Consider the following 20,762-nt stretch of genomic DNA (forward strand, 5'->3'; position numbering starts at 1 on the left):
CCCGGTTGAATTTGGCTAGATTTCAACGACCGCGTCGATCTCGACGGCCGCGCCAAATGGCAGCGAGGCGACCCCGAACGCTGCGCGCGCGTGTTTTCCCTTGTCCCCCAATACGCCGACAAGCAAGTTTGAAGCGCCGTTGGCGACCAGGTGCTGCTCGAAAAAATCGGACGTTGAGGCCACAAGGACAGTCAGTTTGACAATGCGTTTGATGTCGGCGAGAGGAACGCCGGCACCATGTACTATTTGGGAAAGTACGTTGAGAATGGCGAGTTCGGCGGCATTGCCGCCCTGAACAACGTTCAACGTCTCGCCCAACAGTCCGGTGACAACACCCTGTTCATTGCTTGATATCTGGCCAGATACATAGACCAGATTGCCGGTGGTGACCACCGGGACATAGCTGGCAACGGGCGGTTTGGGCGCCGGCAACTCATAGCCATATTCGCGGAGTTTTTCGGTCGGGCTCGTCATCTTGCTTTACCTTCAGTTTCGTCAGTAGGGCCGGGGCCCGTTGGTTCAGTCTTGGGTCGGTATAATTTTCCGCGCACAACGGCGTCACGGCCAAATCGCCCGCGTACGTGATCCATAGCACGTTCAGCGGCGGCCTTGCGGGCAATTGCTGGTTCCAGAAGATCGCTCGGATCACCTTGAAGGGCATTGTGAACGCCCGAAACGCCGATCCCGATGAGCCGGTATGCCGTACCATCGATTTCACGCGCCAACAGCTGTTGCCCAGTTTCATATAGTATATTGGCCAATTGGGTTGGAATCATCAAATGGCGTGCGCGGGTGCGCAAGCGAAACCCTGTTGATTTTAGCTTGAGCGTGACCGTGTCTGCGGTCAGTTTTTTCGCCTTCAATCGTTCGGACAGGCGTTCGCACAACCGGAGGAGTTCTGTCGACAGTGGCTCGAACGTGCTCAGGTCGTGGTTGAACGTGGTTTCGCTCGATACGGATTTTTCTTCGCGCGTCGACGAAATGCGGCGGACGTCCTGACCTCGCGCGAGTCGGGCCAGACGCGCGCCGGTTTCTCCGTAGCGCCGCATCAAGTCCTCGTCGGGGTGCTGTTGCAATTGGCCGATGGTTACAAAGCCATCGCGCCGAAGGGTTTCAGTGAGAACTTTTCCAACGCCGTAAATCAGGCTAATTGGCTTGGGCGCCAGAAAATCCAGCGTTTCGGCCTGACCGATAACCGCAAAGCCGCGCGGCTTGTCCAGGTCCGATGCGATTTTGGCCAGAAACTTATTGTGGCTCAATCCCACCGAGACGGTAATGCCCAATACGTTTTGAATATCGCGCGCCAAGCGGGCGAGCACCAGCACAGGCGGGGCGCGATGGACGGCCTCGGTCCCAGACAGGTCTAGAAAGGCCTCATCAATCGATAGTGGTTCGACCAGCGGCGTCAATGTATCCATCATGGCGCGGATTTGTCGGCTGATGCCAACATACTTGGCCATGTTCGGCTTGATGATGGTAGCGTTCGGGCATAGCTTTCTTGCCTGAAACATTGGCATCGCGGATCGAATGCCGCTTTGACGGGCGATGTAGCAGCATGTCGCCACAACGCCGCGGGTGCCACCACCGATAATAACCGGCTTGCCGGCCAGCTCGGGATTGTCGCGTTTTTCCACCGACGCATAAAAAGCGTCGCAATCGATATGGGCCACCGAGAGTTTCAGAAGCTCGGGATGACGTAGAACGCGGGGCGATCCGCACGTTGGACAGCGATCAATGGAGTTTGCAATTTTCCCGATGGCGAGACAGTCGCGGCAAAGAAATGCCTGCGTGGTCATCGCCTCAGCCAGCCGGGTTTAGTATTTGCCATACGCGCATGAAATTTTCCGGCTGGATTTGCGCATTTGCGCACAGGGCGAGCAGAATCGTTTCATTTGAGGCAAAGTAGTCGATGAGGCCATTGGTCATTTCGGAGGTTCCGATGGCTTGACGAAATGCTGAAGGATCATAACCGGCGTGCCCCATGAATCTGGCAAGATCCTCTGGGTTTTCGGCCAAATAGCCAATGCAGAGGTCTGCCATTGCGTTGGTTTGCAACTCGGTATGGTCTGACGCCTTCACGGGTGGTCTCATTTCAGGTTTTGTAACGGATTACATGGTAGCCCAATCAAGCGGCACTGCGAAGTGCCAGCGACGCCAGAACGGCGCAGGTGAGGAAGTATGGCCAAGACGGTAATGATCGTTGAAGACAACGAGCTTAACATGAAGCTGTTCAACGACCTGCTCGAATCACGCGGATATTCCGTCATTCAGACACGAAGCGGTCTGGAAGCACTTGATCTTGCCAAGGCGCATCATCCCGACTTGATCCTGATGGACATTCAGTTGCCCGAGGTTTCGGGACTGGTTGTGACCAAGTGGCTCAAAGATGATGATGAGGTTGCGCATATTCCCGTAATTGCCGTCACAGCCTTTGCGATGAAGGGCGATGAAGAGAGAATTTTGCAAGGCGGTTGTGAGGGTTACATCTCCAAACCAATATCTGTGCATCACTTTTTGGAAACCATTGCACGCTATATTGGTCCGGCCTGAGGATTTGGGAATTGGGCTGATCTGACCCGCTGTCACGCCATTTGCGTGTTGGCGGAGTTTGACCGTTTTGACGAATTTGAGTGAGGCCGGTAGTGACAGCGCGCGTATTGATCGTTGATGATATTGCAACCAACGTACGCCTGCTGGAAGCCCGACTCAGCGCGGAATATTTCGACGTCGTAACCGCAACCAGCGGCCCCGCGGCGCTGGATATCTGCGCCACTTCTGATGTCGATATTGTGTTGCTTGATGTCATGATGCCCGACATGGACGGGTTTGAGGTCTGTCGTCGATTGAAGGCGAGCCCGAAAACCCACCACATTCCGGTCTTGATGATCACCGCTCTTGATCAGCCATCTGATCGCGTGTTGGGGCTCGAGGTAGGGGCTGATGATTTTCTGACAAAGCCAGTTGATGATGTTCAACTCATGGCGCGCGTGAAAAGCCTTGTCCGATTGAAGGCATTAACCGACGAACTGCGGGCCCGGGCAACCACCGGACAGCAAATCGCTATTGAAGACGCCATTCGCGCCATGGATGAGATTGACACCAAAGGTGGTTCAATGCTGATCATCGACACGGATCAGCGCCATGCGGACCGGATCAAGAATCATCTGAGTGGCCAGCACAAGGTCGACATACTGGTGCATCCGGCGGATGCCGTTTTTCAGGTGACCGGCGCGCAATATGAGTTGGTGTTGGTGTCGATGGCGCTTGAGGATTTTGACCCGCTCAGGGTGTGTTCGCAAATTCGGACGCTGGAGCATACGCGCACATTGCCGATCATATTGATGGCTGACGAGGCCGATCGACCCCAAGTGGTGCGGGCGCTTGATCTGGGGATCAATGATTTCATTTCCCGGCCTATCGAGCGCAACGAACTGGCGGCGCGGGTGAGCACGCAAATCAGGCGGCATCGCTACGCTGTGGAGTTGCGCGAAAGTGTCAACAACACGATGGCGATGGCGGTGACGGACGATTTGACTGGACTGTACAACCGTCGGTACTTTGATCGTCATATTTCCCTGATGCTGGGCAAGGCGCAGCAGCAGGACCGGGACATGGCTGTGATGATGCTTGATATCGACCATTTCAAGCAGGTCAACGATAGCCATGGGCACGATGCGGGCGACATTGTGCTGCGTGAATTTTCCCAACGAATGCAGCGAAATATTCGCGGGGTCGACCTTGCCTGCCGGTTCGGCGGCGAGGAATTCGTGGTTCTAATGCCTGATACCGATGTGCGCCAGGCTGAGAGCGTGGCAGAGCGGGTGCGGGTGGCTGTGGCCGAAACACCCTTTGATATTGGGTCTGGCAAAAAACTGACGGTGACGGTCTCGCTGGGTGTGGCGTTGAATGAGGGCGCGGCGGATTCTCCTGAATCGCTGATGAAGCGAGCTGACGTCGCCCTGTATCGCGCCAAGCGCGAGGGGCGGAACCGCGTGGTATTCGACGCAGCTTAACCCTGTTTGTTAGGGTTATTTCTTATACTTAACAAAGGATTAGCCGGACAGTTATGCCGGTTTTCCTTGTGTTTGACGCGGCCGCTAGTAGGTTGAGTTCAACGAGCGTCGTCGCAAAGAAAAGCGGCGGGGTTCACGAGTTCCCTACGGTTTTACCCAGGTCCGCCGCAACGCCCGGGTCCGTAGGGCGGCTGGTCCGGACGTGGACAGAGTGGCCTCTTCGACATGCCACCCCGGATCAGCCACTCACTATTTTTCGGCCACAATTTGCTAGCATAGTGTTAGCACTGAGAACGACGCACACGTCACACGCATTCCTGCTCACGTCACAGAGTACAAAAAAGCCCCGCATCGGCCGATGCGGGGCTTTTTTCATTTCAGTATCAAAAACCAGATTACTTGATCTTGGTTTCCTTGAATTCGACGTGCTTGCGAACGACCGGGTCGTACTTGCGGAACGAGAGCTTCTCGGTCTGGGTACGGGCGTTCTTTTTGCGACATAAAAGAAGCCTGTATCAGCCGACGACACGAGCTTGATCTTGACGGAAGCGGCTTTGGCCATTTGGGTATCCTCTAAACAGCAAGAAGCGCCACGAAATCCATGGCGCTGGAATTTGGCCGCAAACTACGGATTTGGCGGAAATTGTCAACTGCTTGTTGCACGGGGCAGCGGTTTACTGAGGAAGCGCGATCCGGTGTGGCAGAAACGCCATTCGCGTTCGCGGGCCTTTGAGATGCCGATGCGTGTTGAGGCAGTAATTGGCAGAGTGTCTTCAGCGCGTTCCAGCCGAAACGGTGGCTGGTCGAGGGACAGACTATCGAACGAGCCGTCGATGCCGAGGGCCTGGGCTAGGCGACCGGGGCCGGCACAAAGCAGACGGGGCTGGGACAGGCCGCGTCGGTGCGCCATAGCATCCAACCCTGCCATTGGCTGGATGGCGCGGATCAGGACGGCATGAGCGGGGCGGCAAACGAAATTCAGACACCAATGGATGCCGTAGCAGCGGTAAACATAGGCGTGCCCGTGGGGGCCGAACATGACGCGATTGCGCGGCGTGGGGCCTTTGAAGCTGTGCGAGGCTGGATCGTCGGGGGTGTACGCTTCGGTCTCAACGATGCGACCGCCGACGCCGTTAACGAGGAGGGTAGTGCCGATCAGATCGGCGGCCACGCAAACGGCGTCGCGATCAAAGAAATCGCGGTCTAACGGAATTACGCGCCTCGGTAGGCAGGATCAAAACCATGCATGCGGTTGGCCCACTGCATGCCAACGACCGCGCCCTTGACCGATGGGAGCATGAGCAACGGCAGAATTATAGCCAACGGCCCTAGAGTAAAGAGGTAGACGGACGGGGTGACGTGCCAAGTCATATCCATGTGCAGCATGATGCCGATCAGCAGGTGGCCGACGATGACAATGGTGATGTATGGCGGGAAATCGTCGGCGCGGTGGTGATGGAGTTCCTCACCGCAGCTATCGCAGGTCTGGGCAACCTTGAGGTACGAGGAGAACATACGGCCGTTGCCGCAGTGTGGGCACTTGAGTCTCAGTGCCGCGCCATATGGACTGACCAATGTTGCGATCATCTGGCGTTTTGACCTTCACACCCATCATACTACCTCTTCTTGCGGCCCCGGGGACCGTACGACTTAGATGGTCGTTTTGAGCTGCGACGGGAAGACGACGGATTGACGCGGCTTCCCTCTGACAATAGCTCGAACCGCAGGGCACCTGCAAGCGGCGCGGCTTCGAGCAAGCGAACGGTTACGTCATCGCCCAGCGCAAATTTTTCCCCGGAACGATCGCCGATCATGGCCTGCTGTTCCTCGACATATCTGTAATAGTCCTGTCCGAGACTGGAGGCCGGAATAAAGCCGTCGGCGCCTGTTTCTCGCAAGCGGACGAACAGACCGGAGCGGGTGACGCCGGAAATCCGCCCCTCGAAGCGTGCCCCGATCTGGCTGGCCAAAAACTGCGCCAGCAGCCGATCATTGGTTTCGCGTTCAGCGATCATGGCGCGGCGCTCGGTGGCCGAAATATGTTGGGCGATTCCCGCCAGTTTTGTCGTCTCGGCGTCACTCAGGCCATCATCGCCAAAGTCGAGCGCTGTGATCAGACCGCGATGCACAATGAGATCGGCATAGCGACGGATCGGGGAGGTAAAGTGAGCGTAGTGATCAAGGTTCAGGCCGAAATGGCCATAGTTTTCGGGGGAATATTCGGCTTGGGCCTGACTGCGCAGGACCATTTCGGACACTTGCTGGACGTTACCGGCCTTACGGGCCTGATGCAGGATGCCGTTGAAATCACTGGGCCGCACGGCGTCGGACTTTTTGACAGCTATGTCGAGTGTGCCAAGAAATTCACGCAGGGCCATAAGCTTTTCGCTGCTGGGGGCATCATGGACACGGAAGAACAAGGGAGTCTGCTTCTTTTCAAGCGTTTCGGCGGCGGCAACGTTAGCCGCGATCATCATTTCTTCGATCAACCGGTGGGCATCGAGCCGGTCGGGGACATGGACGCGGGCAACCAGGCCATTTTCATCGAGAATAATCTTGCGTTCGGGCAGGTCCAGATCGAGTGGGCCGCGCTGGTCGCGCGCCTTGGCCATGGCAGCGTAGGCGGCCCATAGGGGCTTGAGGATGGGGCTAAGCAAAGGGCCGGTCTGATCGTCTGGCTGGCCGTCGATGGCGGCCTGCGCCTGCTGATAACTCAATTTGGCGGCGGAACGGATTAGGACGCGGTGGAAGCTATGGGTTTTCTTGCGACCATCGGCGCCGAGAACAAGGCGGACAGCAAGGGCCGGACGCGGCACACCCTGTTTTAGCGAGCACAAGTCATTGGAAATGCGTTCGGGCAGCATGGGGACAACCCGATCCGGGAAGTAAACCGAGTTGCCGCGCAAATAGGCTTCGCGGTCCAAAAGGCTACCCGGCAGCACATAGGCGGCAACATCGGCAATGGCGACGAGGACAATAAAGCCGCCGGGGTTGGCAGGGTCGGTGTCGGGTTCGGCAAAAACCGCGTCGTCGTGATCCTTGGCGTCGGCTGGATCGATGGTAACGAAAGGGATGTCGCGCCAGTCTTGGCGGCCCTTGAGCGTTGCTTCTGTTGCGGCCTCGGCTTCGCGCAAGACAGTCGCTGGAAAGTGATAAGGGATTTCCAGATTGTGAATGGCGATGAGGCTGACGGCGCCTTCGGACATCGGATTGCCGATAACAGCGGTTACCCTGGCGCGCGGGATCATCAAGCGCCCGGCCAGCTTGACCTCAACTTCGACCAGATCGCCATCCTTGGCATCGGCCAGATCGCCGAGCTGGATGCGCATTTCCCTGGATTTTCGATCAACGGGAATAAGCCGCGCGCCGTCGTCGTCCATACGCACAATACCAATGGTTCCCCGACGCGGTTTGTCGAGAATTTTCATAGGTTTGGCGGTATAGACCGGAACAGCGCCTTCGCCCGCGTCGATGCGCGCCAAGATGCGGTCACCGGGGCCGGGTACGACCCTTGCGCCCTTTAATTGCAAAATACTGACGCGGGGCTTTTCGCCTCCTTCATCGTTCCATTGCGCGGGAAAGGCATGCAGATCGTCGGGGTCGGCGTCACCTGGAATATCAAGGACGGTCACTGGGGGCAGGGCGGCGGTGCGGCGCAAAGTCTTGCGGGTGCGGGTGATGATACCTTCGCCTTCAAGATCCTTCAGCATGGCTTTGAATGCGGTGCGCATGTCGCCGCGAATGCCGAAGACTTTTGCCAGATCGCGCTTGCCCTTGATATCGGGATCGCGGGCCATGGCTTCGAGAACCTGCTCACGTGTCGGCAAGTCACCCGCTGCAATCAGTCGGGCGCGCTTGGGGCCGCTGGACGATTTCGATTTGGTGGGTGGCTTGGGCATGGTTGGCTTTCAATTGAACGGAGCCCAAAGATAGGGCATCCGTTCCAGATTCGCCAATTGGTCACGACGCAATGCTGCCGTGCTATTCGCTGGCAGCGGCGGCTGGCTTTTTGGCGGGTGCTTTTCGCGCTGCCGGTTTTTTGATTGTCGTCGATTTGGCCGCAGTCTTTTTAGCCACCGGTTTTTTGGCTGTAGCTTTTTTGGCCGGGGCCTTTCGCGATTTGCCGCCCGTTGCAGCGGCGCGGGCGGCGATCCACTCGACGGCCTGTTCCTGGGTCACATCGGCGGGGGCAATGTCCTTGGGAATGGTGGCGTTGATCTTGCCTTGATTGACATAGGGGCCATAGCGGCCTTCGCGCACGGCAATCGGGCCGCCGGGCGCATCGGCAAAAGTCTGAATGGCAGCGACCGCGCCGCCGCCGCGCTTGAAACCGTTGGCAGCCTTTTGAGCCAGCAGGTCGACGGCGCGATTGAGCCCGACGGAAAAGACTTCTTCGACATCAGGCAGGTTGGCATATTTGCCATCGTGCAGGATGAAGGGGCCATAACGGCCCAGCCCGGCACTGATGGGCAAGCCGCTTTCGGGGTGCATGCCAACTTCGCGTGGAAGGCGAAGCAGTTGAAGCGCTTTGTCGAGCGTCAGGCTGGCGGCATCCCAGCCTTTGGGAATCGAGGAGCGCTTGGGCGCCTTGTCGTTACCCAGTTGAACATAAGGGCCAAAGCGGCCGGTCTTGAGGAGGACCTCTTCGCCGCTTTCCGGGTCAGCGCCCAAGATACCGTCGCCGACAGCGGCTTCTGGCGATTGGCCCGAAGCCGCATCGGAAAGCTGCATGGTGTGCTTGCACTCGGGGTAGTTGGAGCAACCGATGAAGGCGCCGTATTTTCCGAGCTTGAGCGATAGCTGACCTTCGCCGCAGGTGGGGCAGAGACGACGATCCGAGCCATCTTCCTTGACCGGGAAAATGCGGTCTTCGAGCAAATCATTGAGCGCGTCGAGTACCTCGGTAACGCGCAGGTCCTTGATCTCGGTGGTATGACGGGAAAATTCTTTCCAGAAATCGCGGAGGACGGTTTTGTAGTCGAGATCACCCGCCGAGATTTTGTCCAACTGTTCTTCAAGACCAGCCGTGAACCCATATTCGACATAAAGGGCGAAAAAGCTCGAAAGGAAGGCGGTTACGATGCGGCCCCGATCTTCGGGGTGCAGGGCCTTGCCCTCAAGGCGCACATAGTCGCGGTCCTTGAGTGTCGTCAGCGTTGCGGCATAGGTCGAGGGGCGACCGATGCCGAGTTCTTCCATCTTCTTGATCAGGCTGGCTTCGGAAAACCGGGCCGGGGGCTGGGTGAAATGCTGGTCGATTTCGACCGACTTCAGATTCGGCTGATCGCCAACGGCAAGGGCTGGCAGCTCGCGGCTGTCTTCATCGTCGCTATCGTCATTGTCTTCCTTGGCTTCGACGCCATAAAGGGCCAAAAAGCCTGGGAATGTAACGACCGACCCGATGGCGCGCAGTTCGATAGCGCGGCTGGGCGCGTTGACGTCGATGTCAGCGGTGGTGCGGGCGATTTCAGCTGATTTCATCTGGCTGGCCAGGGTGCGACGCCAGATCAGGCCGTAGAGCTTTTTCTGGTCGGCATCCAGACGCAATGAGTCTGGATTTTTGAACATATCAGTGGGTCGGATGGCCTCGTGCGCTTCCTGGGCGTTCTTTGCCTTGGTCTGATAGATGCGGGCTTTTTCAGGCAAATAGTCATTGCCAAATTCCTTGGCGATGGCGCTGCGGGCCATGGCAATGCCTTCAGGCGCCATTTGCACGGCGTCAGTACGCATATAAGTGATCAAGCCGTCTTCATAGAGCCGCTGGGCGATCTGCATTGTGCGCGAGGGCGATAGGCCCAGCCGCGAGGAGGCATCTTGCTGGAGGCTCGAGGTGGTGAAGGGGGCGTACGGATTGCGCTTTGTGGGCTTTTTCTCGACGTTGGAGACGACGAAATTGCCGCTGGCGATGGCGGCCTTGAGCGCTTCGGCGTCTGCAGCATTCTTGACGGCGAGCTTGTCGGTTTTCTTGCCGTCTGCCGAATAAAGGCGAGCTTCAAAGTTCTTGCCAGACTGGCTGAGTTTTGCGGCGATCGACCAATATTCTTCCGGCTTGAATTTTTCGATCTCGGCTTCGCGGTCGCAGACGAGACGCAGGGCAACAGATTGCACGCGGCCAGCCGAGCGCGAGCCGGGTAATTTGCGCCAGAGAATGGGGGAAAGCGTAAAGCCAACCAGATAATCGAGGGCGCGGCGAGCGAGGTAAGCATCGACGAGCGGCTGGTCGATGTCGCGCGGATGCTTCATTGCCTCGGTGATGGCGTCCCTGGTGATGGCGTTGAACAGAACGCGGCGGACCGGGACGCCCTTTTTGATGGCTTTTTTCTGATTGAGCACATCAAGAACGTGCCAGGAAATGGCTTCACCTTCGCGGTCAGGGTCAGTCGCCAGGATCAGTTCGTCGGCGTCTTTGAGGGCCCTGGAAATGTCGGTCAATCGCTTGCGGGAGGCGGTGTCGACTTCCCACGACATGGCGAAATCTTCGTCGGGACGGACGGAACCATCCTTGGCCGGCAGGTCGCGGACATGGCCGAACGAGGCTAGAACTTCATAGTCCGAGCCCAAATATTTGTTGATTGTCTTGGCCTTAGCCGGACTTTCAACGATGACGACCTTCATACCGATCCCAATCCGCAACGCAGTTCACATTTGGCCGCAACATGGTGAAGGACCGGGGCAGTGTCAACGGGGACAGAAGCAGAGCCCGTGCGACGTCGGGCCGCTCCCCTTCGGGGAGGTGACTTGTCAAACTGGCAAGAATTGTGCTGAACTGTGGTAGCGCGATATCTGCGCCGCTCCCAGTGTTCATGCCATTCCCCCAGCTTTCGGTTAGCGCCGTTGTTGCGCTTTTGCCTTTGCTGCTGTGGCGACTGCGGGCGAATATTTTTGGAGGATATGTCATGGAATATCGCAAACTCGGCAATAGCGGGGCGGTGGTTTCCGCCTATGCAATCGGGACGATGACTTTTGGGGCGGAGGCGGATGAAGCCACCTCATTTGCCCAGCTTGACGACTATGCGGCCGCGGGCGGCAATTTCATCGATACCGCCGATGTCTACAGCAAGGGCGCGTCAGAGACGATTGTCGGGCGCTGGCTCAAGGATCGCAAATCGGTGGCCGAGCAGATGGTTGTGGCGACCAAAGGGCGTTTCCCGATGGGCGATGGGCCAAACGATCTGGGGCTGTCACGACGCCATCTGGGCGTGGCGCTGGATGCATCGCTCAAGCGGCTGGGGGTTGAACGGATCGACCTCTATCAGATGCATGCATTCGATGCGTTGACGCCACTCGAAGAGACGCTGCGGTTTCTTGATGATGCGGTGCGCAATGGCAAGATCGCCTATTATGGGTTTTCCAACTATCTCGGATGGCAGCTGACCAAGGCTGTTCATTTGGCCAAGGCACAGGGGTTTGCCGCGCCGGTGACCTTGCAGCCGCAGTATAATCTGCTGGTGCGCGATATCGAGCACGAGATTGTGCCCGCAGCGCTGGATGCTCAAATCGGGCTGTTGCCGTGGTCGCCGCTGGGTGGCGGGTGGTTGTCGGGCAAATACAAGCGTGATCAGGCGCCGACCGGGGCGACTCGATTGGGCGAAAACCCCAAGCGGGGGATGGAAGCCTATGAGCAGCGCAATGCCGAAGAACGCACATGGCAGGTGATTGATACAGTTGCCGAGATTGCCAAGGCGCATGGCGTGAGTGCGGCCCAGGTGGCGCTCAAATGGGTGGCGGTGCAACCGGCCGTGACCTCGGTTATTTTGGGTGCGCGGACGCAAGAGCAACTGGCGGACAATCTGGCGGCTGACAAGCTGACCTTGAGTGCGGCGGATATATCGCGGCTCACTGAGGTCAGTACGCCGCAAATGCGCGAATATCCCTATGGCAACGCCGGGATCGCACAGCGCCATCGCAAGTATGAGGGCGGCCGGTAAAGAAACTGGCGCTGCGGCTACGGGCGCAGCGCTACCAATTGGCCGCTGGACCATTCAAGCTGGCCGGACAGGTCAAGTTCGAGTAACAGCATCTGGACTGTGCCTGCGGCCAGATTTGACTGCTGCACCAGTTCGTCAACCTCAACCGGCGTGGTGCTGAGGGCGGAGCGAAGGCGGGTCAGATCATCGGGCGAGGGCAGAGATTGATCCAGAGGCTCGCCAATGCCGTTGTCTGGCTCCCACTCGCGGTCAAACAGTCCGGCGCTGGCTGGATCGGCTACGCTGAGCGTTTCAACAATGTCATTGGCACCGGTGATCAGCCGCGCGCCCTGCTGGATCAAGGCGTTGCCCCCTTCGGCGCGTGGATCGAGCGGGGAGCCGGGGACAGCAAAGACGTCGCGGTTTTGCTCAAGGGCCAAACGGGCCGTGATCAGCGAGCCGGATCGCTTGGCCGCTTCGACAACCACAATGCCCAAAGAAATGCCAGAAACGAGGCGGTTGCGACGGGGGAAATCGCGGGCGCGCGGCTCCCAGCCTAGGGGCATTTCGGTCAGGAGAGCGCCGCCATTGTCGATAATATCGTGGGCGAGCGGGATATTTTCGTCGGGATAGATCTTGTCGAGGCCCCCGGCGAGTGCGGCAACGGTCCCGGTTTGAAGCGAGGCCTTGTGTGCGCCTGTGTCGATGCCCCGGGCCAGACCCGATACAATTGTGTAACCGCGTTCGCCCAGATCCTGGGCCAGCAACCGGGTCATTTTCAGGCCGGCGGCTGAGGCGTTGCGTGCGCCGACGATGCCGACGGTTCGCTGCCAGTCAAGGTTTTCGCCGCCGATCATGGCCAGAAGTGGTGGCGCGCCTGCGATGTGGCGGAGCAGCGGGGGATAGTCGGGATCGGCCGTGGTAACCAGACGTGCGCCGTATTTTGCGAGACCGGCGATTTCATCTTCGGCGGCGGTGCGGGATGTTATGCGGGGTGTCTTGCCGACATTCTTGACGAGGTTGGGCAGGGCTTCGAGCGCGGCCTCGGCTGAGCCAAAGCGATTGAGCAATTGTCGAAAGGTGACCGGGCCGACATTTTCGGTACGGATAAGGCGCAGCCACGCGATTTTTTGAGCGGGCGTCAGTACCATGCCGTTTGGCGCATTAGCCAATTCACTGTGCCTTTTTGTCAGAACCGATCTTGGGTTCGGTGCCGCGCAACAACCGCACAAGATTGGTGCGATGCTGGATAAAAAGGATGACGGCCAGAACTCCAGCGGTGGCGGCCAGCCATTCGCCGTCGACAACATAGGCAAAGATGGGCGCGGTGGCCGCGGCGGTCAGGGCCGCGAGCGAGGACATCTTTTGCGCAAAGGCGATCACGAGCCAGACGGCGCAGAAGATGAGGGCAACGGGCCAGGAGAGTGCCAGGAGAATGCCAATAAAACAGGAAACGCCCTTGCCGCCCTTGAAATTGAGCCAGACAGGAAAGCAATGGCCGAGAAATGCCGCGATGCCCGCAACCATGCCAGCTTGATCGCCCCAATAATATTGCGCAAACAGAACCGGCAAAGCGGCTTTGGCGGCATCGAACAACAGTGTAAGAAGTGCCACCCAGCGATTGCCAGTGCGCAACACGTTTGTGGCCCCGATGTTGCCGGAGCCGATTGAGCGGATATCGCCGAGCCCGGCAGCTTTGGTCAAAAGCAGGCCGTAGGGAACGCTGCCGCTTAAGTATCCGATTACGGCGGCGATGAGTAAATTCATGATCACGGCGCTGTCTCCATCTCATGAGTGAAGACGGTTTGACCGCCCACAATGGTACGCATGACTTTGCCAGCAAGTCTGGCGCCTTCAAAGCTGGTATTGTGTGAACGCGAACGAATTTGCGTTTCGGTTACCTGCCAAGGGTAGTCGAGATCGAACAAAATTACGTCAGCTGGCGCGCCTTTGGCAATGCGACCGCTGTCTAGCCCAAGGATTTCAGCGGGGCGGGTGGTCATCGCCTTGAGCACGGTCTTGATGTCCACATCGTCGGAGTGGACGAGGCGCAGGGCGGCTGCCAGCAGGGTTTCAAGGCCGATGGCACCATCAGAAGCCTCCGCGAATGGCTGGCGCTTGACTTCAACGTCCTGTGGGTCGTGGTCCGAATGAATGGTGTCAATGGTGCCATTGCGCAGCCCATCAATGACAGCCTGGCGCTCGTCCTCGCAGCGTAGGGGCGTTGAGAGTTTGAAAAAGGTGCGGTAGCGGCCAATGTCGTTTTCATTGAGGGCGAGATTATTGATCGAAACACCGCAGGTGATGCGTTTGGAGCGTTTTTTCGCAGCGGCCACCAGCTCGACCGAATAGGCGGTTGAAATCTGGGCGGCGTGATAGCGCACACCGGTCAGAAGCGCCAATTGCAGGTCGCGGGCCAGGGGAATGGTTTCGGCTTCCCTGGGGATGCCCATGAGGCCCAGAATGGTCGCAAACAACCCCTCGTTCATGACGCCATTTGCAGCAAGATCGGTGTCGCAAAGGTGATGGACAATGGTCATGTCATAGTTGGCGGCGTAGCTGAAGGCAGTGCGCAGCAATGCAGTGGACTGGATCGATTTTCGCCCGTCCGACAGACAAACAGCGCCGGCTTCCCTGAGGAGACCAAACTCGGTCATGTCCTCGCCCTTGAGGCCCTTTGTGATGGCGGCGGCGGGCAGAATATTGACGACCGAAGTTGCCTTGGCGCGGCGCACCAGAAAATCGACCAGCGCCCCGTCGTCAACCGGCGGGGCGGTATCGGGCATCATAACAAAGCTGGTGACACCGCCAGCGGCGGCGGCCTGACCGGCTGAGGCCAGGGTTTCGCGATATTCCTTGCCCGGTTCGCCAGTAAAGACACGCATGTCAATCAGGCCGGGCGCGAGCACGAGGCCTTTGGCGTTGACGACTTCGGCGCCCTCCGGCACGCCAACCGGGCCGCCGGTCGAGAGGTCGGCGATGAGGCCGTTTTCGATGAGAACAGCGCCACGATGATCCATGCCACTGGCGGGATCAATGATGCGGGCGTTTTCAATGAGCAGGGGTTGGGTCATGGGGTGTTGTCTCCTGCCGGGAGCAAGGCATCCAGCACGGCCATGCGCACGGCGACGCCCATCTCCACCTGCTCGATAATCACGGCGGCCGGGCCATCGGCAATCGCTGGGTCAATCTCGACGCCCCGGTTCATGGGGCCGGGGTGCATAACGATGGCGTCGGGTTTGGCGAAGGCCAGCTTTTCGGCATCGAGCCCATAGAAGCGGTAATATTCACGCACTGAGGGAATCATTTTGCCGGTGGCGCGTTCGTGCTGCAGGCGCAGCATCATGACGACATCGGCGCCTTCAAGGCCTTCTCGCATGTCGGTGAAAACCTCGGTGGCGATATTTTCAATGCCGGCAGGCAAAAGGTTGCGGGGGGCGATGACGCGGGTGCGCACATTTAGGGCACCGAGCAACAACAGGTTGGATCGCACAACGCGAGAATTGGCGATATCGCCGCAGATGGCGACGGTAAGACCCGATATGCGGCCCTTTTGGCGGCGAATTGTCAGGGCATCCAGCAGCGCCTGCGTCGGGTGTTCATGGGCGCCATCCCCGGCATTGATGACCGCGCAGCCCACTTTTTGACTGAGCAGTTCGACGGCGCCTGCCGCTGAGTGGCGCACCACGATGACATCGGGGCGCATGGCATTAAGGGTTGCGGCGGTATCGATCAGTGTTTCGCCCTTGGTCACTGAAGAGGATTTGACCGCCATGTTCATAACGAGCGCGCCAAGACGTTTGCCGGCGATTTCGAATGAGCCTTGCGTGCGGGTGGAGGATTCAAAGAACAGGTTGATCTGCGTTTTGCCCGCCAATGTCGGGTGGGATTTGCGCTCCTGGCGAGAGATCGGCACCATTTTTTCGGCACGATCAAGCAGGTCTATGATCTCGTATGGCTGGAGATCGGCGATGGAAAGCAGATGGCGCTGACTGAATGGAGGATAATCACCAGTAGAACTGGTTTTGACGCTGGAAGCTTTGCTTGAGCGTGATTGAGCCATGCGCCTCTATCCCTCTGATTTGTTGCGGTCTAACCGAGGGCAAGGGTATTTTCAACCAGCGCGATAAATTATCCCCGGCGCAGACGATCCAGTGCGCCCTGAAGAATGTAGCTGGCGGCGAGCTTGTCGACGACTTCGGCGCGTTTGTTGCGGCGCATGTCGGCTTCGATCATCATGCGGGTGACGGCGCTGGTTGACAGGCGTTCGTCCCAGAAAACGATGGGTAAATCGATGCGCTGGCCGAGGCTGCGTGCAAAGGCGCGGGTCGACTGGACGCGCGGGCCCTCGCTGCCATCCATATTGAGCGGCAAGCCCAGGACGATGCCAACCGCCATGTTCTGAGCGATCAGTTCATCAAGACGAATGGCGTCGGCGGTGAATTTGGTGCGCTTTATGGTTTCGAGTGGGGTGGCCGAATAGCGCATGCCGTCGGATACGGCGACGCCAATGGTTTTTGTACCCAAATCAAGGCCCAGCAGCTTACCGGTGGCGGGCAGGGCGCTGAGCGGATTTTCGAACGGTTCGTCGGACATGGTGCGGTTCGCCTTGAGTTCTTGTGTCTCTCCTATAGTTTTGCGGCCGATTTGGCGACGGGGCAAAGCAATGAAACTGACGTGGTTTGGCGGCACGACGACGCGTATTCATATTGGCGGGCAGATATTGGTGCTGGATGCCAATGGTGCACCCGGCGGGATTGATCAAACGGAGTTGGTTTCGGGCGCCGACCAGACTTTGGAATTTGGAGGCGAATTGCCTGTGGCCAGCGCTGCAGATTGGGTGCGGCGGCTGGCGCCAAAGGTTCTAGATGATGATGGCGTTGTCGCGCCGGTGCAAATCTGGCGATTGTCGGCGGGCGTGTTGCTGGTCGACGCGACGGGGGAGGCGCCATTGGTGTTGGCGCGTGGGGAGGCACCGGGATTCGGACGCTGGGGACGCGATGCGGTGGTGGTGATTTTTGGCGATGGGGCAGAGTTGATCACGTTCGGTCGGGCGGTGTTGAGCGAGAATGGACCCCGGCTGTTGGCGCTGGCGGGAGCCGAGGTGGCTGTGGACATGGCTGTGCCCGCATTGAGCGCGCATTTGGACGGCGCCGGATTGTTGGCACTTGAAGCGGGGATGGGTGTCGAGGTCTAACGCCGGTGATGCGCCGTGGCAAAGGGGCATTGCAACTTGGGGTGGAGCATTGTTAAAAGCGCTGCAAAGCGGAATTTTGCCGCAACTCTCCCACTCTCTGGAGGATGAACATGTCGGTCGATGCCGCAACGGTCAAGCGTATCGGAAGTCTTGCCCGTATAAGAATTGAAGACAGCGAAGTTGGTACCTATCAGGACGAGCTCAATGTGATCCTTGGGTTCGTCGAGCAATTGTCCGAAGTTGATGTGAGCGGCGTCGAGCCGATGACATCGGTGATGCCGATGAGTTTGCGTCGGCGCGATGATGTGGTCAGCGATGGCGGTTATCCCGAAAAGATTGTGGCCAATTCGCCGTTGAGCGAAGACAATTTCTTCATGGTGCCGAAGGTCGTGGAGTAATCCATGGCCGTTTCCGTCGCCATAGAAACACCATTGCAGGACGATGTACGTCGGCTGGTTGCGGCACTCAATGCGCATTTGGTGCCGTTGTCGCCGCCCGAGTTTCAGTTCAAGATGACCGTCGAGCAGATGGCCGGTGAGGATACATCGGTGTTTGTTGCGCGGCGTGAAGACGGCTCGGCGGTTGGTATTGGTGCGCTCAAGGTGCATGCCGATGGGTTGGGTGAAGTCAAACGGATGTATACCGATCCGACAGTGCGCGGGCAGCGGGCCGGTTCGGCTTTACTCGAGGCCATAGTGGCGCTGGCGCGGCACAAGGGATTGACCAGAATGATGCTCGAAACGGGCGAAGGGCCGGGTTTTGCCGGTGCGTTTCGGCTCTATGAGCGAGCGGGCTTTACTGTGCGCGGTGCTTTTTTGGACTATCCGGCGAGCGAGTGGTCGCGGTTTTATGAAATGGCGCTCAGTCCGGAGGTTTCGGCATGAAGCGCATATTGGGCGCACTGGCGCTGGCAATGTTGCCGGGCGTTGCGTTGGCGCAGACTGATCCGGTCGAGCAGGACAGGCTTTATGTCAGCGATCCGGCGGCTTGCCAATTGTTGGAAACCAAGGGCGTTAGCGCGTTTGAAGATCTGGATTTTACCACGCTCAGTTTTGAACAAGGCATTCAATCGCTGGAATTTCACTGCAATTTCTTTGATGTTAAAACCAAGCCGGGCAATGCCTTCACGCTGGTTTCCGCTGTTTGCGAAACGCCGGGCGAGAACTATCCCGACATGTTTTCGATTGGCCGCTATAACGACGACACCATTCAGGTTACCTCGATGTCCGATTCCATGTTTTCTCTGTTGAGCGATGGGGAGGGCGCTGGGGAGGCCGAAGAAAATCCACTGCCGCTGGGCGTGACATTATATCACCGCTGCGAAAATCTAAGCGAGTTACCGCGTTGACCGAATTGAACAAACTAAGCCTTGCCGCCGCCCGGAAGGGTCTGTTGGACAAGAAATTTTCCGCAACCGAGCTGACCAGCAGCTATCTGGACGCGATTGGTGCGGCCAATCCGGCGCTTAACGCCTATGTGGCGGTGACGGGCGAGCAGGCGTTGGATAAGGCCAAGGCCAGTGATGCCAAGCTGGCGGTTGGTGAGGCGGGCACGCTTGAGGGCATTCCGCTAGGGGTCAAGGATCTGTTTGCGACCAAGGGCGTGCACACCCAGGCGGCGAGCCATATTCTGGATGGGTTCAAACCTGAATATGAATCGAGCGTCACGGCCAATCTTTGGCGCGACGGCGCGCTGATGCTGGGCAAGTTGAACATGGATGAGTTCGCGATGGGCTCGTCCAACGAGACGTCGTATTATGGACCGGTGGTGAGCCCGTTCCGGGCGGAAGGCTCCAACGCCAATCTGGTGCCCGGGGGATCCTCAGGTGGTTCGGCGGCGGCGGTTTCGGCGTGGCTTTGCGCCGGGGCCACGGCAACGGATACGGGCGGTTCAATCCGCCAGCCAGCGGCATTTACCGGCACCGTGGGAATGAAGCCGACCTATGGGCGGTGTTCGCGCTGGGGGACGGTGGCGTTTGCATCCTCGCTGGATCAGGCCGGGCCGATTACGCGCACGGTTGAAGACGCTGCGATGCTGATGACATCCATGTCGGGGTTTGATCCCAAGGATTCGACCAGCGTTGATATTGCGGTGCCCGATTTTGCGGCCGCGATCGAGCGCGGGGTCAAGGGGCTGACGATTGGCGTACCGCGTGAATATCGCATGGATGGAATGCCACAGGAGATAGAAACACTCTGGCAGCAGGGGATAGAGTGGCTGAAGGCTGAGGGTGCGACGTTCCAGGACATTTCGCTGCCGCACACAAAATATGCATTGCCGGCCTATTATATCGTCGCACCGGCTGAGGCCTCGTCCAATCTGGCGCGCTATGACGGGGTGAAATACGGGCTCAGGGTGTCGGGCAAGGACATCACCGACATGTATGAATTGACGCGGGCCGCCGGATTTGGCCGTGAGGTCAAGCGCCGTATCATGATTGGCACCTATGTGCTGTCGGCGGGTTATTATGATGCCTATTATTTACAGGCACAGAAGGTCCGCACGTTGATCAAGCGTGATTTTGAGGAGGCGTTCAATTCGGGCGTGGATACAATCCTGACCCCGGCGACGCCTTCTGCGGCATTTGGGATTGGCGACGAAGCCATGGCTGCAGACCCGGTAAAAATGTATCTCAATGACGTTTTCACAGTAACGGTCAATATGGCTGGGTTGCCGGGCATTGCGGTGCCCGCTGGTAAGGATGGCAAAGGGTTGCCGCTGGGGCTGCAACTGATCGGCAAGCCGTTTGACGAAGAGACATTGTTTGCCGCAGGCCGGGTTATCGAGCGCAGCGCAGCGATGGATTTTTCGCCCAAAGCCTGGTGGTAATTACCCAGGCGGCATTTGACGCGGCGGTTCGCGCCGGTGATTTTGTCGAGGGGCATGATCTTTCGGCGATAGACTGGCGCGATTTACCATCGGGCGATGTGCGGGTGCGCAATTGCTCGCTTGTGGCCGGCGACCTGTTGCAGGGTGAATTGAACGAAGCCGATTTTGAGGCGGTCACATTTGTTGACTGCCGGTTCGGTGGAGCGGAATTGACCAATGCCCGCTTTTCCCAATGTAGTTTTTTCGATGCTGAGCGACGGCTTGGTTGTGATTTTGCCGACGCGCAAATGCGTGGAGCAAGCTTTATCGACTGCAACCTGTCGATGAGCCGATTTGCCGGTGCCAACCTGCATGCTGTGCATTGGCAGGGATGCAAGGGGGCGGGCGCCGATTTTGAGGATGCCAGTTTCTCCCGCAAGAGCGGTCGGACGGTTTCGGTTGCCGGCAGGTTTGTCGATTGCGCGCTAGATTACGTCAATTTCACCCGCGTTTGTCTTGATGATTGTGTTTTCGATGGCAGCAGCCTGCGTCAGGCGGATTTCAAACGGTGCAGCATGGTGGGTGCAAGTCTGCAGAGAGCGGATTTGATTGGCGCGGTTTTTGATCAGGCGCGATTGGACAATGGGGACTTGCGCGGTGCGGTCCTCACGGGCTTTGACATCACCGGCCTTGAGGGTTTTGCCGGGATAAAACTCAACGATTCTCAATTGGGTGCCGTGGTCGGGCCGCTCGGGGTTCGCGTGTTCCCCGGCTGAATTTTTGGCGCAAACTTGATTGCCGCGGCCATGAAGGCTATGTGCGGCGCAATAGATATTT

At 58.2% G+C, this 20,762-nt stretch carries 21 protein-coding genes and 1 pseudogene; 9 read left to right on the forward strand and 13 right to left on the reverse strand.

Translation table 11 applies throughout. The features are described from left to right. Positions 1-15: 15 nt before the first annotated feature. The 3 genes from PSQ90_RS15825 to PSQ90_RS15835 are packed head-to-tail and all read right to left on the reverse strand — an operon-like array spanning position 16 to position 2,016. Positions 16-474: a RidA family protein gene (locus tag PSQ90_RS15825; protein ID WP_282211221.1), complete on the reverse strand. Its 459-nt coding sequence runs from the start codon at positions 472-474 to the stop codon at positions 16-18. Further along, on the reverse strand, positions 471-1,808 hold the full coding sequence (locus tag PSQ90_RS15830) for a DNA polymerase IV (protein WP_407648224.1): 1,338 nt from the start codon (positions 1,806-1,808) through the stop codon (positions 471-473). The genes PSQ90_RS15825 and PSQ90_RS15830 overlap by 4 nt, the downstream gene beginning before the upstream one ends. Beyond that, complete coding sequence (locus tag PSQ90_RS15835) at positions 1,801-2,016, reverse strand: DUF3572 family protein (RefSeq protein ID WP_407648135.1); 216 nt, start codon at positions 2,014-2,016, stop codon at positions 1,801-1,803. Before PSQ90_RS15835 ends, PSQ90_RS15830 begins: the two co-directional genes overlap by 8 nt. Before the next feature lie 162 nt (positions 2,017-2,178). Between PSQ90_RS15835 and PSQ90_RS15840 the strand changes: the two genes are divergently transcribed. Both PSQ90_RS15840 and PSQ90_RS15845 read left to right on the forward strand, forming a co-directional pair. Then, a complete protein-coding gene (locus PSQ90_RS15840) occupies positions 2,179-2,550 on the forward strand; it encodes a response regulator (protein WP_282211223.1) in 372 nt (123 codons plus the stop codon). Positions 2,551-2,642: 92 nt separating this feature from the next. Further along, entirely contained in the window at positions 2,643-4,013 is a 1,371-nt protein-coding gene (locus PSQ90_RS15845) for a PleD family two-component system response regulator (protein ID WP_282211224.1), read from the forward strand. A gap of 395 nt (positions 4,014-4,408) precedes the next feature. On the opposite strand, the pseudogene rpmG reads toward PSQ90_RS15845, so the two are convergent. The 5 genes and pseudogenes from rpmG to topA all read right to left on the reverse strand — a co-directional run bounded on the left by rpmG (position 4,409) and on the right by topA (position 10,628). Then, a pseudogene (rpmG, locus tag PSQ90_RS15850) lies at positions 4,409-4,575 on the reverse strand (50S ribosomal protein L33). Positions 4,576-4,659: 84 nt separating this feature from the next. Further along, positions 4,660-5,226 (reverse strand): DNA-3-methyladenine glycosylase, encoded by a 567-nt coding sequence (locus PSQ90_RS15855; RefSeq protein ID WP_282213097.1) that lies wholly within the window; start codon positions 5,224-5,226, stop codon positions 4,660-4,662. Further along, positions 5,226-5,528 (reverse strand): DUF983 domain-containing protein, encoded by a 303-nt coding sequence (locus PSQ90_RS15860; RefSeq protein ID WP_282211225.1) that lies wholly within the window; start codon positions 5,526-5,528, stop codon positions 5,226-5,228. Before PSQ90_RS15860 ends, PSQ90_RS15855 begins: the two co-directional genes overlap by 1 nt. A 101-nt stretch (positions 5,529-5,629) precedes the next feature. Next, positions 5,630-7,912 (reverse strand): ribonuclease R, encoded by a 2,283-nt coding sequence (gene rnr / locus PSQ90_RS15865; protein WP_282211226.1) that lies wholly within the window; start codon positions 7,910-7,912, stop codon positions 5,630-5,632. A gap of 82 nt (positions 7,913-7,994) precedes the next feature. Continuing rightward, a complete protein-coding gene (topA, locus tag PSQ90_RS15870; protein WP_282211227.1) occupies positions 7,995-10,628 on the reverse strand; it encodes a type I DNA topoisomerase in 2,634 nt (877 codons plus the stop codon). Between the two features lie 281 nt (positions 10,629-10,909). Between topA and PSQ90_RS15875 the strand changes: the two genes are divergently transcribed. Continuing rightward, on the forward strand, positions 10,910-11,941 hold the full coding sequence (locus PSQ90_RS15875; RefSeq protein WP_282211228.1) for an aldo/keto reductase: 1,032 nt from the start codon (positions 10,910-10,912) through the stop codon (positions 11,939-11,941). 17 nt (positions 11,942-11,958) lie between these two features. Here PSQ90_RS15875 and dprA read toward each other — a convergent pair whose 3' ends face one another. The 5 genes from dprA to ruvX form a co-directional block, all read right to left on the reverse strand. Then, complete coding sequence (dprA, locus tag PSQ90_RS15880; protein ID WP_282213098.1) at positions 11,959-13,071, reverse strand: DNA-processing protein DprA; 1,113 nt, start codon at positions 13,069-13,071, stop codon at positions 11,959-11,961. A gap of 22 nt (positions 13,072-13,093) precedes the next feature. Further along, positions 13,094-13,687, reverse strand: a complete 594-nt coding sequence (gene plsY, locus PSQ90_RS15885) for a glycerol-3-phosphate 1-O-acyltransferase PlsY (RefSeq protein ID WP_282213099.1) — start codon at positions 13,685-13,687, stop codon at positions 13,094-13,096. Between the two features lie 2 nt (positions 13,688-13,689). Next, on the reverse strand, positions 13,690-14,994 hold the full coding sequence (gene pyrC / locus PSQ90_RS15890) for a dihydroorotase (RefSeq protein ID WP_282211229.1): 1,305 nt from the start codon (positions 14,992-14,994) through the stop codon (positions 13,690-13,692). Continuing rightward, positions 14,991-15,983: an aspartate carbamoyltransferase catalytic subunit gene (locus tag PSQ90_RS15895; protein WP_282211230.1), complete on the reverse strand. Its 993-nt coding sequence runs from the start codon at positions 15,981-15,983 to the stop codon at positions 14,991-14,993. Before PSQ90_RS15895 ends, pyrC begins: the two co-directional genes overlap by 4 nt. Positions 15,984-16,051: 68 nt before the next feature. Next, positions 16,052-16,516, reverse strand: a complete 465-nt coding sequence (gene ruvX / locus PSQ90_RS15900) for a Holliday junction resolvase RuvX (protein WP_282211231.1) — start codon at positions 16,514-16,516, stop codon at positions 16,052-16,054. A 70-nt stretch (positions 16,517-16,586) separates the two neighbouring features. Between ruvX and PSQ90_RS15905 the strand changes: the two genes are divergently transcribed. The 6 genes from PSQ90_RS15905 (at position 16,587) to PSQ90_RS15930 (ending at position 20,701) form a co-directional block, all read left to right on the forward strand. Continuing rightward, positions 16,587-17,117: a hypothetical protein gene (locus tag PSQ90_RS15905; protein WP_282211232.1), complete on the forward strand. Its 531-nt coding sequence runs from the start codon at positions 16,587-16,589 to the stop codon at positions 17,115-17,117. A 110-nt stretch (positions 17,118-17,227) separates the two neighbouring features. Then, complete coding sequence (gene gatC, locus PSQ90_RS15910) at positions 17,228-17,515, forward strand: Asp-tRNA(Asn)/Glu-tRNA(Gln) amidotransferase subunit GatC (protein WP_282211233.1); 288 nt, start codon at positions 17,228-17,230, stop codon at positions 17,513-17,515. A 3-nt stretch (positions 17,516-17,518) separates the two neighbouring features. Then, on the forward strand, positions 17,519-18,001 hold the full coding sequence (locus tag PSQ90_RS15915) for a GNAT family N-acetyltransferase (RefSeq protein WP_282211234.1): 483 nt from the start codon (positions 17,519-17,521) through the stop codon (positions 17,999-18,001). Then, a complete protein-coding gene (locus PSQ90_RS15920; RefSeq protein ID WP_282211235.1) occupies positions 17,998-18,465 on the forward strand; it encodes a hypothetical protein in 468 nt (155 codons plus the stop codon). Before PSQ90_RS15915 ends, PSQ90_RS15920 begins: the two co-directional genes overlap by 4 nt. Then, the gene (gene gatA, locus PSQ90_RS15925) at positions 18,462-19,946 is read left to right on the forward strand and encodes an Asp-tRNA(Asn)/Glu-tRNA(Gln) amidotransferase subunit GatA (RefSeq protein ID WP_282211236.1); all 1,485 of its coding nucleotides are present in this window, start codon (positions 18,462-18,464) and stop codon (positions 19,944-19,946) included. The genes PSQ90_RS15920 and gatA overlap by 4 nt, the downstream gene beginning before the upstream one ends. Further along, on the forward strand, positions 19,940-20,701 hold the full coding sequence (locus tag PSQ90_RS15930; protein WP_282211237.1) for a pentapeptide repeat-containing protein: 762 nt from the start codon (positions 19,940-19,942) through the stop codon (positions 20,699-20,701). Before gatA ends, PSQ90_RS15930 begins: the two co-directional genes overlap by 7 nt. Positions 20,702-20,762 lie beyond the last annotated feature (61 nt).

It is taken from the genome of Devosia rhodophyticola (assembly GCF_028816475.1).
In the GTDB taxonomy this organism is placed as follows: domain Bacteria; phylum Pseudomonadota; class Alphaproteobacteria; order Rhizobiales; family Devosiaceae; genus Devosia; species Devosia rhodophyticola.

Coding starts and splice junctions, on each gene's coding strand:
- dprA (WP_282213098.1), bottom strand. CDS start 13,071: ATGGTACTGACGCCCGCTCAAAAAATCGCGTGGCTGCGCCTTATCCGT.
- PSQ90_RS15860 (WP_282211225.1), bottom strand. CDS start 5,528: ATGTTCTCCTCGTACCTCAAGGTTGCCCAGACCTGCGATAGCTGCGGT.
- PSQ90_RS15840 (WP_282211223.1), top strand. CDS start 2,179: ATGGCCAAGACGGTAATGATCGTTGAAGACAACGAGCTTAACATGAAG.
- pyrC (WP_282211229.1), bottom strand. CDS start 14,994: ATGACCCAACCCCTGCTCATTGAAAACGCCCGCATCATTGATCCCGCC.
- PSQ90_RS15920 (WP_282211235.1), top strand. CDS start 17,998: ATGAAGCGCATATTGGGCGCACTGGCGCTGGCAATGTTGCCGGGCGTT.
- PSQ90_RS15915 (WP_282211234.1), top strand. CDS start 17,519: ATGGCCGTTTCCGTCGCCATAGAAACACCATTGCAGGACGATGTACGT.
- PSQ90_RS15875 (WP_282211228.1), top strand. CDS start 10,910: ATGGAATATCGCAAACTCGGCAATAGCGGGGCGGTGGTTTCCGCCTAT.
- PSQ90_RS15895 (WP_282211230.1), bottom strand. CDS start 15,983: ATGGCTCAATCACGCTCAAGCAAAGCTTCCAGCGTCAAAACCAGTTCT.
- rnr (WP_282211226.1), bottom strand. CDS start 7,912: ATGCCCAAGCCACCCACCAAATCGAAATCGTCCAGCGGCCCCAAGCGC.
- plsY (WP_282213099.1), bottom strand. CDS start 13,687: ATGAATTTACTCATCGCCGCCGTAATCGGATACTTAAGCGGCAGCGTT.
- PSQ90_RS15905 (WP_282211232.1), top strand. CDS start 16,587: ATGAAACTGACGTGGTTTGGCGGCACGACGACGCGTATTCATATTGGC.
- ruvX (WP_282211231.1), bottom strand. CDS start 16,516: ATGTCCGACGAACCGTTCGAAAATCCGCTCAGCGCCCTGCCCGCCACC.
- gatC (WP_282211233.1), top strand. CDS start 17,228: ATGTCGGTCGATGCCGCAACGGTCAAGCGTATCGGAAGTCTTGCCCGT.
- topA (WP_282211227.1), bottom strand. CDS start 10,628: ATGAAGGTCGTCATCGTTGAAAGTCCGGCTAAGGCCAAGACAATCAAC.
- PSQ90_RS15825 (WP_282211221.1), bottom strand. CDS start 474: ATGACGAGCCCGACCGAAAAACTCCGCGAATATGGCTATGAGTTGCCG.